This is a genomic window from Pseudoalteromonas porphyrae (assembly GCF_001298125.1).
GTDB lineage: Bacteria > Pseudomonadota > Gammaproteobacteria > Enterobacterales > Alteromonadaceae > Pseudoalteromonas > Pseudoalteromonas neustonica.
In genome coordinates this window covers 21,900-34,865 of record NZ_LHPH01000034.1, presented here as the reverse complement: position 1 = coordinate 34,865, position 12,966 = coordinate 21,900, and the positions used below count along the sequence as shown (strand labels likewise).

Annotated in this window: 13 protein-coding genes and 1 pseudogene; 4 read left to right on the top strand and 10 right to left on the bottom strand. The window is 40.0% G+C overall.

Going from position 1 to position 12,966, the window contains the following annotated elements:
• The 4 genes and pseudogenes from ADS77_RS22905 to ADS77_RS20305 all read left to right on the top strand — a co-directional run.
• On the top strand, positions 1 to 322 hold a 322-nt coding region (locus ADS77_RS22905; RefSeq protein WP_200909663.1), incomplete at its 5' end, for an IS66 family transposase.
• Positions 294 to 488, top strand: coding sequence for an IS66 family transposase (locus ADS77_RS22900; protein WP_200909662.1), 195 nt, complete (start codon positions 294 to 296; stop codon positions 486 to 488). The genes ADS77_RS22905 and ADS77_RS22900, both read left to right, overlap by 29 nt.
• A pseudogene (locus ADS77_RS22555) lies at positions 464 to 580 on the top strand (transposase domain-containing protein); the annotation flags it as partial. The gene ADS77_RS22900 and the pseudogene ADS77_RS22555, both read left to right, overlap by 25 nt.
• A 689-nt stretch (positions 581 to 1,269) precedes the next feature.
• Positions 1,270 to 2,871, top strand: coding sequence for a hypothetical protein (locus tag ADS77_RS20305; RefSeq protein ID WP_054206729.1), 1,602 nt, complete (start codon positions 1,270 to 1,272; stop codon positions 2,869 to 2,871).
• A gap of 123 nt (positions 2,872 to 2,994) precedes the next feature.
• On the opposite strand, the gene ADS77_RS20300 is transcribed toward ADS77_RS20305, so the two are convergent.
• The 10 genes from ADS77_RS20300 to ADS77_RS20255 all read right to left on the bottom strand — a co-directional run bounded on the left by ADS77_RS20300 (position 2,995) and on the right by ADS77_RS20255 (position 12,960).
• On the bottom strand, positions 2,995 to 3,177 hold the full coding sequence (locus ADS77_RS20300; protein WP_054206734.1) for a DUF6435 family protein: 183 nt from the start codon (positions 3,175 to 3,177) through the stop codon (positions 2,995 to 2,997).
• Between the two features lie 110 nt (positions 3,178 to 3,287).
• Entirely contained in the window at positions 3,288 to 4,049 is a 762-nt protein-coding gene (locus tag ADS77_RS20295) for a LytR/AlgR family response regulator transcription factor (protein WP_235575824.1), read from the bottom strand.
• Positions 4,046 to 5,029 carry a sensor histidine kinase gene (locus ADS77_RS20290; protein ID WP_054206727.1) on the bottom strand — a complete coding sequence of 328 codons (984 nt, stop codon included), beginning with the start codon at positions 5,027 to 5,029 and terminating at the stop codon, positions 4,046 to 4,048. The genes ADS77_RS20295 and ADS77_RS20290 overlap by 4 nt, the downstream gene beginning before the upstream one ends.
• Before the next feature lie 104 nt (positions 5,030 to 5,133).
• The gene (locus ADS77_RS20285) at positions 5,134 to 6,987 is read right to left on the bottom strand and encodes a CIA30 family protein (RefSeq protein ID WP_054456043.1); all 1,854 of its coding nucleotides are present in this window, start codon (positions 6,985 to 6,987) and stop codon (positions 5,134 to 5,136) included.
• Positions 6,988 to 7,154: 167 nt separating this feature from the next.
• Positions 7,155 to 7,943, bottom strand: coding sequence for a sterol desaturase family protein (locus tag ADS77_RS20280; protein WP_054456041.1), 789 nt, complete (start codon positions 7,941 to 7,943; stop codon positions 7,155 to 7,157).
• Positions 7,933 to 8,559, bottom strand: a complete 627-nt coding sequence (locus ADS77_RS20275; RefSeq protein ID WP_054456039.1) for a CDP-alcohol phosphatidyltransferase family protein — start codon at positions 8,557 to 8,559, stop codon at positions 7,933 to 7,935. The genes ADS77_RS20280 and ADS77_RS20275 overlap by 11 nt, the downstream gene beginning before the upstream one ends.
• Positions 8,553 to 9,206 carry an ATP-binding cassette domain-containing protein gene (locus ADS77_RS20270; RefSeq protein ID WP_054206723.1) on the bottom strand — a complete coding sequence of 218 codons (654 nt, stop codon included), beginning with the start codon at positions 9,204 to 9,206 and terminating at the stop codon, positions 8,553 to 8,555. The genes ADS77_RS20275 and ADS77_RS20270 overlap by 7 nt, the downstream gene beginning before the upstream one ends.
• A gap of 1 nt (position 9,207) precedes the next feature.
• On the bottom strand, positions 9,208 to 10,965 hold the full coding sequence (locus ADS77_RS20265; protein WP_054456037.1) for an ABC transporter permease: 1,758 nt from the start codon (positions 10,963 to 10,965) through the stop codon (positions 9,208 to 9,210).
• Positions 10,965 to 12,140, bottom strand: a complete 1,176-nt coding sequence (locus ADS77_RS20260; RefSeq protein ID WP_054456050.1) for an ABC transporter substrate-binding protein — start codon at positions 12,138 to 12,140, stop codon at positions 10,965 to 10,967. The genes ADS77_RS20265 and ADS77_RS20260 overlap by 1 nt, the downstream gene beginning before the upstream one ends.
• Positions 12,141 to 12,195: 55 nt before the next feature.
• On the bottom strand, positions 12,196 to 12,960 hold the full coding sequence (locus ADS77_RS20255; RefSeq protein WP_410054821.1) for a DUF547 domain-containing protein: 765 nt from the start codon (positions 12,958 to 12,960) through the stop codon (positions 12,196 to 12,198).
• Between the last annotated feature and the right edge of the window lie 6 nt (positions 12,961 to 12,966).

The following is a 12,966-nucleotide window of genomic DNA, read 5'->3' as shown; positions in this document are numbered from 1 at the left end:
GCAAACGAAGGCAACACTGGTTGCGTGCTTAGCTCATATACGCCGTAAGTTCATCGAGGCCAAAGGCAATAATAAAAAAACCGTTAAAGCGGATGTAGCACTTAACCTTATTCGCAAACTCTATGGTATTGAGCAAGCCATCAAAGGTAAATCGGTCAGTGAAAAATTCACCGTTAGGCAGCAAAAAGCCAAACCAATCGTTGATGAATTGTATCAATGGTTACTCAAACACAAAGATAAAATCCCTCTCCAAATGGCGCTAGGGAAAGCAATTACCTATGCGATAAATCAGTTTGAGAAATTCAGGCGTTACCATCGATGATGGCAGGCTCAGTATTGATAATAACCGAGCAGAGCGAGCCATAAAACCGTTCGTAATAGGGCGTAAAAACTGGTTGTTCTCAAATACCTGCAATGGCGCGCATGCCAGCGCCATACTCTATAGCCTTATAGTCTTGTTGAAACCGCAAAGGCAAATGATCTTGTAGTGCATGACTACATCTCAACGTGCTTGCAACATATTGCAGAGCAGCCAAGTAACCTTGAACCACTGCTACCTTGGAATATTAAGCAAGGCTAGGTGTCGTTAGCCATACGCTTACCTCGTTTTACTGGTCAGTCCTATGATCACCGAAGAGGGTGGCTTGAAGAACGGCTGCTCATCTTAGCGAAATTATGTATGTTCTTATGCAGTGATGAGCAACCAGCGAAGAGTTAGGAACATTTAACAACAGCACAGTTGACCTAAAGCACACTAATTTAGTCTTGTATGTTTATCATAAAAAGCCAATAGACTTAATGTTAAAGCCATTATTCCAAGCTGGCATAAGCTGCGTAAAGGTACGTTACTGACGAAAAGTATGTGTAGAGCGAAAAATTGCGTAAAGCAGAGCGTACTTTTTTAATCAAATGGTTGCGCAATACCGAGAACGTTTAAGGCGTATTGGTAGCCTGAGCCGGTATGGCATACGTTGATTTAATTTTAATGATGCTCGCATTTTGAGGTCACTTGGCTATATTCGCTTTGATTACAAATTATATGTTGTAACTATGGCTTAATGATGTAAAGTTTTAGCTGTATTTGTTAAATTATATTTGTTTGTAATAATGTGTAATATTAAGCATGCAATAGAGTTGTTAATATATCCATTGCAAATGAATAGATTGCCATTTCATTAATTTTAAAATATTTGTATTTAGCAGCAGTCTATTAATAATGATAATTTTATTAAAGATACGCTAATTGAAAAGGAATAAAAAGGACCCCCCATGCTTACTAATAAAAAAACGTTACTTGCTTTGTCTGTCGCTTCTGTTTTTGTTTTATCTGGTTGTAATGATAATGACAAAGATGTTGTTCCACCGGTTGTAGTGCCTCCTGTTGTTGTCGCGCCTGACGCGCCTACGGAGCTATCTGTTGTTGTTAATGCGAATGTTGTTGATTCAGTGACAAATGACGCAATTGCTGCCAAAGTTACTTTTTTTGAAAATGGTGTCGCTTCTGAAAATATAGTTGATGTTGATGGTAATGAACTAACATCTGTTGACTTGGCTGATGGTAGCTTAGCGTTTACAGTTAAAGATGATGCTAATATCAGTGAAGTTACAGTCAATGTTTCTGCTGATGATTACATTGGTAAAAGCTTTATTGTTGATTTAACGACTGCAGAAGGCGTGATGAGCGTAAATGCATTACTTGCCCTTGTTTCTGAGTCGGCTGATGGTATCTCTAATAAATCGGTAGTGTCTACTGTTGAAGCTGGTGGTACAACGTCAGCGGTAATTTCTGCTGCAACGGATCCTGGTAAATCAAGTGCATCAGCAAGCGTTCCTGCTGGCGTAATTTTATATGATGCGAGTGAACAACCAGTTTCAGGCGAAATCACGTTAAAAGTTAATGGCGCTGATTCATCTACTGGTGCAGCTTCATCAATCGTTCCTGCTGGTTTAAACGATGCAGATGCAACGTCAATTGTAAAATCAGTGGGTGTTGCAAATGTAACGATGGCTGATGGCACAGGCAAAAAAGTTAAAAAATTCTCAGACCCAATTACAGTATCAATGACTATTCCGGCGACGACCATGCTCAATGGTGAAGCTATTCAGCCGGGTGATATGCTAGGTCTTAAATCACACAATGAAGATACAGGTGTGTGGGCAAGTGAAACTAACAAAGTAGAAGTGGGTGCTTTAAACGCACAGACAAATACTTACACTGGTACTTTTAAAACAACGCATTTAACCTTTTTCGCCTCAACTGTAAGTGCTCCTATTTGTACTGACGGTATTGCAGTAAACTTAAGTGGTGATGCAGTGCCTGCATCAGGTTTGTATGTATCTATGAGCTCATCAGATGCAAGTGCCACAAGCTATTTAAGAGCCAATGCGGCGAGTAATGTTATTGTTTCACCATTAAATACAAAGCGCTTTGGCATTTCAGCAAATGCTAAAGCAACTGTAAAAGTATTTGATGTTAACGGAACACCTTGGTTTACTTCAGATGGCGAAGTTAATGTGTGTGGTGCCGCTGCAGTGGTACTGGCAAACCCAGCTACGTTAGTAAATGAAGACTTTGCAGTGACGGCTGCGTGCGCGAATGACACAACTAAAACGGTTGATATGAGTAATGCTGTTGTTAGTTATAGCTTAGCTGGTAAGGCTAAAACACTGGCTTCTGGTACTGCGGGCACATTCACACTTGCAGATTTAGTTGATGGCAGCACATACAATGTATTTGTTAATGCGCGTACTCCACTAGTTGGCGATACGACTAAAGCAACTACAACGATTACAGCCGATGGTACAGCTGAGTCTTTAGCACTTGAAGTGGTTTGTCAAACTACAACGGGTACTACTGGTTCAGGCAGCTAATACATTAATATAGCTTCTAAAAGCCGCATTAATTGCGGCTTTTTAATGTCTGTCGTATATTAAAAATACGGGGCTAGTTAAAACGTACTTGTTTTATTTCTGAACTGTAATTTAGCTTAGTTATTATGCTTGTGTATTTTTTTGTTCTATTTCAATTATTTGTTTGTCTATTTGATCTGCTTCAAAAGTGAGTTGAGAATATGTGCGTATATCACCTTTGCGTTGAGCTTCCATCGCTTCTTTTAACTTAATCGAAAGAAGTTTATTTAATTTTTTGGTTGGATCTTTCTTAAATAGTGAAAACATAAATTGCTCTGTTAGTCTTTTATGTACATATATACGCTTTAACATGCATATTGGTTTACATTATGCTCAAATAACAGAGTGCTTAAATACGTAGTATGTGTTTTAGTTTATCAGCACCTGCGCGGGCTAGTACTGAGCTCTGATTTTTCTTCATCATTAATAATCACCATGAGCTTGCCATTAAACCAACGTTGAATTTCTTTAATATGATCGATATTAACGAGGTAACTGCGATGAATACGAATAAAGCTTTGTGATGATAGAGCTTGTTCTAACTGATCTAAGGTATCAGTTAAGTGATAAAATACCTCCCCATTCCAAGCTAAACTGTTTCCTTGTTCTGATTTTATAAATTTAATGTCTGCTGGTGATAAAAGAAATATTCTTTCGCCATTTTTACTGATCAATTTGTTGAGCTTATTTTCATTATGTGAAAATTGAGGCTGTACAGTTTGTTTATTTACATGCGCTACGGCGTGTTGTTGGTTCAGCTGGGCTTGTACTTTGGCGAGTGCTTTTTTCAATCGGGCAATAGGGAATGGCTTTAACAAATAATCTATTGAGGCATGTTCAAAAGCTGCAATTGCAAATTGATCGTACGCAGTCGTATAAATAATCATGGGTTGGTAGTTAAGTAAATCAACTAACTCTAAGCCATTGATTTCAGGCATTTGAATATCCAGTAATACAACGTCTGGGGTGAGTGAGTTGATCAGCGAAATAGCTTCTTTACCATTTGTAGCAACTCCAACCACGTCTATATTGTCCATTAAACTTAATTGATGGCTTAGCTTTTCACGTGCAGGGAGTTCATCATCTGCAAACACTAAGCGAATTTTTTCACTGTTTGCAGCGGGTGTATGTTTGCTCATAATGTTATATCCAATGTGATTACTGCACCATTATTATTACTTAGCATGACTTTACTATTACTTAATTGTTGAATACGTTGCTGCATGTTTTTCATTCCAACACCTTTGCCATAACCTTGTTGTAATACGTGTTGGTTAAAGCCTTTGCCATTATCGCTAATAATAATTTTTATGCCGTTATCAGTTGTAGATATAGCAATGTTTAGGATTAGTTTGGTTTGTTGGGCATTATGCTTAACGGCATTTTCAATAATGGGCTGAATAAGGAGTGGGGGTATTTTTATATTTTTAAGCGGCGTGGGGATGTTGTAGTTTATCTGGAGTTTTTCACCAAACCGTGCTTTTTCAATATTTAAATATTTCTCAATAATAGCAAGTTCTTGTTGCAGTGGGATAAGTTGTTGCTCTGCGGTATCTAATGAGTAGCGCAAAATATCAGCTAGCTCGTGCAGTACTTCATCGGCTAAATCTGGGTTGGTATGAATATAAGCCGAAATAGTATTGAGACTGTTAAACATAAAGTGTGGATTTAGCTGATAGCGTAAGGTGGCTAATTGAGCTTGTTTGCGAGCGTGCTTTTCAGTTACCACCTTTTTTTTACTCTCTATATAAATCGTTGCAAGGTAAATGCCTGATCCCCAAAACAAGCCATTAAATATTACAAAAATTCCTAATGGTTGGTATTGGTCAAACAGGGTGGTTAACGTCAAGTCTGTGATGGTGTTACCTAGCGCCATAAATGAGGTTACAATTAACCATTCAAGTGCGAGCTTATTTATGTTTTTTGATCTTAAATAAAAAATTAAAATAGCCGCTGCCCAAACAGGTAACCAATAAAAGGTTACAAACCATACGAGTGCTGCAAGAGCAGTGTCGCCTGAAATAGGTGAGGAAGTTGCAATAGCAATACCTAATGCATAGGCGATATCAATGGCAAGTAATATAAAAAAGCTATATTTAAAAAAAGGCTGTTTAAACATTTTGGTCATTTTGTTTTTAAAGTTATATGGCAGTTTATACAAAACCAAAACAAAGGCTAATTTTGGTTTTAATAGTGTAAACTAGAGTTTAGGTTAAATGACTTTTAAAAGTACACGAGTTCTTTTATTTCAAGTGTGTTTTTTAAGATGTCGTCACTGGCACCGGGCATTTTTCGCCACATTAAGTTAAAACCAGAGAGTTTAGTTGCTGACCATTTCACTTGATTACCAAAGCCAAATTGCTTGAAGTCACTAAATGGGATCTCAAGGGTCTTCCAGTCATTGCTAGGCATTAAAAGCGCAGAAAAGTTATCCCAGTCTTTTACTTCACTATGATAAATAGACAGTGCAAATGGGATGCTCGACCCTTTATAAGTCAAGCGGATACCTTTGAATGTAGATGCATTAACTAGTTGCGGGTATTTTATTTCAGCGCCCGCCCATGCACCAAAGTTAGTTGCCTTAGCAACTGCTGTGTTAATTGTTAAGCTTTGTTTTTCTGACTTTAGTTCAACGGATGATTGTCCGCCCATTACTTTGTCGCTTAATGCTTGCCATGGTGACTCTCCAATAAAGTCGTCTATCATTATGTGTGCTTTACGGCTTGTAATTGTTGGGTTACAGGCTGGGCCTTGTGGCTCTATGGTTTTATTTTCAGCTATTAATTTTGAACGATCGATTCTTTGTCCTGATTTAAATACCTCTGCAATGTTATGAAGCGATTTAAGATCAACGAGTGGATTTTGTGCGAGCAATATAAAACTAGCCTCATATCCTGGTGCTAATTTACCAATATGGGCGCCTTGGTTTATTGCTTGAGCACCATTGAGCGTCGCCGCATTAATTATTTGGTCATTTGATAGCCCTGCTTTTTTGAGCGCATCTAGCTCATTGTGAAGCCCTGTGCCGTGTAATGTGTACGGATTACCCGCATCTGATCCTGTGCCAATAACAACGCCTGCTTGATGGAGCTTTTTAATATTGGCGTAGGCCGTATTTCGAGCTTGCCATGCATTGTCTGTCCACTTAGACGGGGCTGGTACTTTTTCAAATAAACATTTTTGTAATTTAGCGGGCACTGTTCTTAGTAATTGGCTTTGTGAACTTACTCCATGGTTATGTTTTTCGTCACTGTGATTATGATACACAGCCAGTGTTGGTATATAAGTTACTCTGTGGTGCTTCATTAAGGTAATAAATTCTTCATCAATGGCTTCATTATTAATCCCATGAGCAAGTGCCGTAGCGCCTGCTTTGATAGCGCGTTTACCATCAAGTAACGTTGATACATGCACAAAATAAGGTAAATTAGCGGCTTTTGAACGTTTGCCAAGTTCAGTGAGTTGACTGTCAGTTAACGATTTTCCCATACCACCGAATGTTTCAATAACGGCTTTAGTAATATGTGGGTTAGTGGCTATATGCTTGTTCCATAATGTATCAATATCTTCATCTTTTGTAATTTCGTACACACTGCCACCAAATTGGGTGCCATGCCCGCCAGGATTGGTGAATAACGTACCAGCATAAAATAAGTTAGGCGTTACGTGTGTCGCTTTTAATTGTGCAGCTTCATCAAGGGTTTGCTTAAATGAAAACAAATCGACTATGTTTGTGACGCCTAAATAAAGATTTGAATTAAAATGCGACTTAACAGGCAAGTATTGAAACTCAGAGAAGTTGCTGCCTGACGAGCCTAAATGAACATGTAAATCAATTAGTCCTGGCAGTGCAAATTGGTTGTGAGCGTTTATAGTGGCATCTGCTTTTTGCTTCGTATCGGTTGCTTTAGTGATAGTAACTATTTTTCCGTTTTCTATATAAAGCGTGCTTGGGGGCGAAAAATTAGCAGTACTATTTTGATATAGACGAACATTATCTACACGTAAATCAATTGCGTGTGCATTAAACTGGCTCAATAAACTCAAGGTGATGGCTGTTTTAGTGATGACTTTCATTATTATATTCCTTATTAAACTGTGTGCGGTGTAACGTGCTGTTGATAGGGAATGTAGGAGATTTTATTCGTGTGTTCAGCACTATTCGCGTGAACCGACATGATTTAAGGTTGAACCGACATAAACGAATAAATAACCCAAGGACTGGATAAAGAAACTATCAGTCGTTACTTTTTGAATGGCATGACTATTAATGAGACTAAACGTGAGTGTGAGTTTGATGTACTAAATTCTTTTAAGCCAATGTTAAGAGTATCATCACTTAGTTTTGCATAGGGCGTATAACTGCCAAATAGGCGATCCCACCACGTTACACTAAAACCAAAGTTACTGTTGGTTTCTGTCACAGTTTGGCTGTGGTGAATACGATGTAATTGCTGGGTAATAAGTACATACCGCAGTACACGTTCCACTTTATTTGGCAGGCTAATATTCGCGTGGTTAAATAATGCTAAGCCATTGAGGGCAATTTCAAATATTAATACCGCTAATGCTGGCACGCCTAATAGGACTACAATAATCAGTTTGATTATAATACTTAAAATAATCTCAAGCGGGTGAAAGCGCAGGCCTGTACTAGTATCAACATGAGGGTCTGCGTGGTGAGCGCGGTGCAAGCGCCACAGTAGCGGCACTTTATGAAATAACCGATGTTGCCAATAAATAACGATATCGAGGAGCAGTAAACTCAAAACTACCGCCAGCCACAAAGGCAACATAAATTGATTAAATACACCAATTGTGTGTTGTTGGCAATAAAGCGCGACGCTGGTTAAACCTATAGGAATGGTTAGTCGAGCTAGTACTGAAGCCAGTACGACTAGCGAAAAATTTGCAAACCAACGTTTACGTGCCGCTACAGGTGATGTGCGCGCAGGGCTAATTGCTTCTACTATCATCATAACTGTCAAAATAGTAAGGAAAGCGCCTAATCGCCACAGTGCTTCATTCGTCATTATTTATTTGCCTTAAAGTATGATAACCACCATGAATACGCGTAAAAATAGTGATACTGCCAAGTACTGCAAAACTATATGCAAGCAAGCTAAAGTGCTGCGGCCAAATACAAAACGCGACGAAAAATGCGATGGTTTCAGTGCCTTCAGTTAAGCCGTTTAAATAGTAAAAGCTTTTATATTTAAACTGAGGTTTAGCTAAGCTAAATTTTTCAGCGGCAATGGCAAAGGCTAAAAAGCTTGATCCTGTGCCAATAAAAACCAGCAATAATGCGGCTGCGGCAACAGCATTTTGTGCGGGATCGGCTAAAGCAAAACCTAGTACAATCGCGCCGTAGAATAAAAAGTCGAGGCAAATATCTAAAAACCCACCCGCTGATGAACTTTGCTGTTGATGACGCGCAAGTGCACCATCTAAACCATCAAACACGCGATTTAAAATGATCACCACTAAAGCGCCATAATAAAATTCAAACGCGAGTAATGGTAAGGCAAGCATACCAATAATAAAGCCAATAACAGTGAGCTTATCGGCATTGAGGCCACACTTATCCAGTATTATAACCACAGGTTTTAAAAGTGGTTTTATAGCAGGTGTAATAAATTTATCTAACATGTTGTTTCCTGAATATGTGCGCTGAGAGTAATTACTTTCCCCCCAGCAGCATGTGCATCGCTGTCATCATGGGTGACCATTACTGCGGGAAGTTGGCGTTGACGAATTTGCTCAAATACCAGCTCGCGGGTATCTTTTCGCAGTGTTGCATCAAGTTTACTAAACGGTTCATCAAGTAAAATTGCTTTTGGCTCGCTCAGTAATACACGTAAAAGCGCAACCCTTGCTTGTTGCCCGCCTGATAAACTATGTGGGTGGCGTGCTGCCATGCCCTCTAATCCTAGTTGTGTTAGCGAGTCGTTGATTTTTTCTATACGCTGCTTTTTATTCCCTTTAGGCATCGCAAAGGCAATGTTATCAGCTACATTTAAGTGCGGAAATAATAAAGGATCTTGGTACAGTAACCCCACATGACGTTGATGGCTGGCTAACTGAGTAATGTTTTGTTCGTTTAAAAGCAAGGTCCCCTGTGCGCTAAAGCCATGTGGCAGCATGCCAGTTAACCAATTTAGTAACGTTGATTTACCACTGCCTGATGGACCCATAATACTGAGAACTTCACCGCCTTTAATGCGTTCATTTAAGGAGATAAGTTGCGTTTTTTCTCGCCAAATAGTGAGGTTTTTTATATTAAGTGACGAATGCATATTAGGCCTTAGATTGTTGTTTTAAGGTTGGGTGTTGAAGTTTATGCGGGGATGCAGTTTGTTTTGCAAAAACGAGCTTAGGGATAAACCAAGCTAGAAAAAACGCAATAGCAGGTAACAACATTTGCATTAATGCATAAACGGCACTCACTCGACGACTTGCACCACCTGCAAGGGCGACGGCTTCGGTGGTAATGGTGTTAATACGCCCGCCGCCGCTGAGTAACGTGGGTAAATATTGACTAAAACTAACCGCTAAGCCAAGTGCGAATGCAATCAGGATAGGCGCTAATAATTGTGGTAGTTTTACCCGTAAAAATACCTTGCTGGGCGTGGCTCCTAGGCTTGCCGCAAGGTGAGAAAAACGAGGGTCTAAACGTCGGTAACCACTTGCTAATGATAAAAACACATAGGGCAGTACAAATAATAAATGCCCAAATATCACATTAAAATACGCATGATGGCTACCAACTTGCTCCTGCAACCAGACTAAGCCGAATAAAAACGCAATGCTTGGGATCAGCATAGGCAAGTAAATCAGTAAACTGGCAAAATTGGATAAATTGCGCGAACGTAATTGTTCTGCCTCTAAGGTAAATAAGGTCAAAATAACAGCCACTAAGGTAGCAACAAACCCGATAACAACCGTGTTAAGTAAAGGTGTTTGCATTTGTTGTAAAGCATGCTGCCAATGCAGTAACACAAATTGTGATGGCAACGCATCAGGAAAACGCCAATACCCCGCAAATGACCATAGAATGAGCCCCGCTAATGAGAGCATAATTATACTGAGCAAAATAAACGTTAATACCTGAGTAAAACGCTGAATAAGTTGCCCAGCATATTCGCGTCTGCCGTTGATTAAGCTGCCATGGCTAAACTTTTTTGTGAGCTTTTCAAGTAGCCACCAGCTGAGTAACAAGCCCATGGTCAACAGTAATTGCATGATTGCTCCCGCAGAGGCTTGAATGCGCAAGGTTAAATCAACATCGTTAAACCAGTGCATAATAGCAACCGCGAGTGTAGGAGGCGCATTTGGACCAAGGATCAGCGGTATTTCAACACTGGCACTGGCATAAGCAAGTACGGCTAAAATTGGTAAGCGTAAAAATGGGTATAGGTTAGGTAATACTACTTTAAAGAAAGCGGTCATTGGGCAATAACCTAAACTCAAAGCGACTTTATGTTGGGCTCGTAGTTTTGCACCTAAATCGGCTTGGGCAAGGGCACCTAGCGCCATCAGTAATAAAAAAGGTAGCTCTTTTAACGTTAAGCCTAGCACCATACTTATCCCCCATGAATCGTGTGGAAACATCCAGTCAGGTGGGCTGTCCCATTGACTAAGCCAAGGAGAAAATAAGCGCGAAATCATGCCTGATGGGGTGATCAAAAAGCTAATTGCAATTGCCGCGGCGGCATGGGGGATCACTAAAATAGGCCCCAATAAACGCTGGATACGATAAAGCCAAGGGCTATTAAAATAACAGGCTAAAATTAATACGGTAATAATAAATGCCAATAACGTGCTAACAAGACTGCTAATCGCACTCAGTAGCAGCATGTTTGCAAAACCAGCGGTATTAAATAGCGAATAAAAACCGCGAAGGGTAAACGTGGTTTTATCAAGTGCAGGGATATAGCCAAACGCGGGTAATAATACACCAATTAGTCCACCTACAACTGGGATCACTAATAGCGCCATTAATAGCGTGGGGGTTAATTTTATGCTCCGAGTAAATATATCACGCGCGTGTATCATTATTGCGCTCCATATCGTTCAAGCCATTGTTGCTCAATTACTTTTACCCAACTTGGGTGAGGCTCTGCAAGGGCTGGGCTATTATGGTTTGGCGCTAAACTGCTTGGGTGCGGGTTTGATAATTGGAATTGAGTTACTTGATCTGCAGCTAAAATAGATAAATCCAATACGGTATTATCACCCCAAGTAGTTGGGCGTTGCTTTTTAGCTTGTGCATTTACGCTGAGCATGAAATTAGCGACCAACTTAGCACTGTCTGTATGTGCTGCATTGTAAGGTATAGCAACAAAGTGAATATTACTGAGGCTACCATCACTCATAGCATAACTGCGAATGCTGGTGGGGAGATCAAAGCGGGTGACAGCAGCAGGGACTTCGGGCGCTGAGAATGTCATGGCAAGGCTCAATTCAGTATCACCCATTAAACGTCTAAGTGCGGTGCTGCTAGAGACAAAATGCTGGCCTGCACGCCATAAATTAGGGTGTAGTGTATCTAAAAACTGCCATAATTTAGGCAATAATAAAGCGCTGTTTTGCTTTGTAACAGGTTGATAAAGCTTCGCTTGTAGTGATGCTGGCGTTAAACTAATCAGTGCATACTTTAAAAAGCTTACGCCAATAAAATCAGGCGGTTTGGGATAAGTAAATCGACCTTTATGTTGTGTGCTCCAAGTAAGTAATTGCGTGAGAGTTTTAGGTGGCGAAGTTATTGCAACGCTGTCGTAGTAAAAAGTAAGTGCAGCTTGCCCCCACGGTGATTCCATGCCTTGAGTTGGTACGCCAAAGTCTAAACTCATCGCTGGGTTTTTTGCGGGATTAGTTAATGAAAAATTAGGTAATTTAGTGGCCCAATTAGGCGTTAGTAAACCGTGCTTTGCCATTGCCGCAAAATTTGCACCGTTGATCCAAATAAGATCGACTTTTCCTTCGCTGTGATTACCTGCTGATTTTTCAGCTAAAACGCGGCTTACAGCTTCACTGGTATCGGTGAGTTTGATATGGTGTAGATCAATATTATATTGCTGCTTAACTTGCTGTTCAAGCCACTGAATATAGGCATTTATTTGTGGGTCGCCACCCCAAGCATGAAAATATACACTGTGGTTTTGGCCGTTATCGAGCACAGTTTGCCAATTTTTTGCAGCGCTGTTTGATGAAAGTATAAAACTAAGCATAGCAATAAATACCAAGGCGTAGTGTTTAATACGCTTTGGTTGTAATAACAGATAATTACTGGTTGTCATTCAATGCCCAGTTGTAATCTAAAAATTTCACTTTCATGGTGTTACTTTTAAGTTTTGCTTGTTGACTTGGCGTTAAGTTTAGCGCATCTGGGTATAATAAGATAAATGCTTGTAATGATTGCGTATCACGAAAGTTATTTTCAAAATCATCTTGGTACCATTTAAAAATAGAAGATAAATAAAGCGTGTTATCTTTTACATAGTTACGGGTTATATCAGCTAAAAATCGCTGAGTTTGTTGCTCAAGTTGAGTATCAAGTTTAGCGGCAGTATACGCTTCTTCGCGCAGTGCCGGGCAGCCGATGCTGGCACAATTAACCGCAAAGTGGATGCGCGGTTCGTTGTATTCACCACTGCCACGAATAAGCGTATGTTCAATATTATCTAGGCTACGGGTTTCGCCTAATAATGGCACAAACTCCTTGCTCCACGGGGAACTAAAAAAACTCCCTAAGTCTTTAATTGATTTAATGTTTGGGTATTCAGTTAGAATCAATTCGACCGTCCATGCGTTGTATGCGTTGATCAAAAAAGCCAACTGCTGCGCATTATCCCATTGTTCAAATTGCGCTTGGGTAACATCGCTAAGGGTACTCAAGTAACCTTTTAGTTGTGCATGTTGCTTTTTAAATGCGCTGTAATCTACTGCTGTACTAACGCCGTGGTTAATCGATTTTACGTGGCTGCTGAGCAGTTGCTGCCAAGGCTGATGAAGTGAATCATCAGCTTTAGCATGCGTTATAAATAGCAGACTCGT

What these genes read in the sequence shown, in the direction of transcription:
- ADS77_RS20305 (WP_054206729.1), top strand. Translation starts at nt 1,270, where the DNA reads ATGCTTACTAATAAAAAAACGTTACTTGCTTTGTCTGTCGCTTCTGTT.
- ADS77_RS20300 (WP_054206734.1), bottom strand. Translation starts at nt 3,177, where the DNA reads ATGTTTTCACTATTTAAGAAAGATCCAACCAAAAAATTAAATAAACTT.
- ADS77_RS20295 (WP_235575824.1), bottom strand. Translation starts at nt 4,049, where the DNA reads ATGAGCAAACATACACCCGCTGCAAACAGTGAAAAAATTCGCTTAGTG.
- ADS77_RS20290 (WP_054206727.1), bottom strand. Translation starts at nt 5,029, where the DNA reads ATGTTTAAACAGCCTTTTTTTAAATATAGCTTTTTTATATTACTTGCC.
- ADS77_RS20285 (WP_054456043.1), bottom strand. Translation starts at nt 6,987, where the DNA reads ATGAAAGTCATCACTAAAACAGCCATCACCTTGAGTTTATTGAGCCAG.
- ADS77_RS20280 (WP_054456041.1), bottom strand. Translation starts at nt 7,943, where the DNA reads ATGACGAATGAAGCACTGTGGCGATTAGGCGCTTTCCTTACTATTTTG.
- ADS77_RS20275 (WP_054456039.1), bottom strand. Translation starts at nt 8,559, where the DNA reads ATGTTAGATAAATTTATTACACCTGCTATAAAACCACTTTTAAAACCT.
- ADS77_RS20270 (WP_054206723.1), bottom strand. Translation starts at nt 9,206, where the DNA reads ATGCATTCGTCACTTAATATAAAAAACCTCACTATTTGGCGAGAAAAA.
- ADS77_RS20265 (WP_054456037.1), bottom strand. Translation starts at nt 10,965, where the DNA reads ATGATACACGCGCGTGATATATTTACTCGGAGCATAAAATTAACCCCC.
- ADS77_RS20260 (WP_054456050.1), bottom strand. Translation starts at nt 12,140, where the DNA reads ATGCTTAGTTTTATACTTTCATCAAACAGCGCTGCAAAAAATTGGCAA.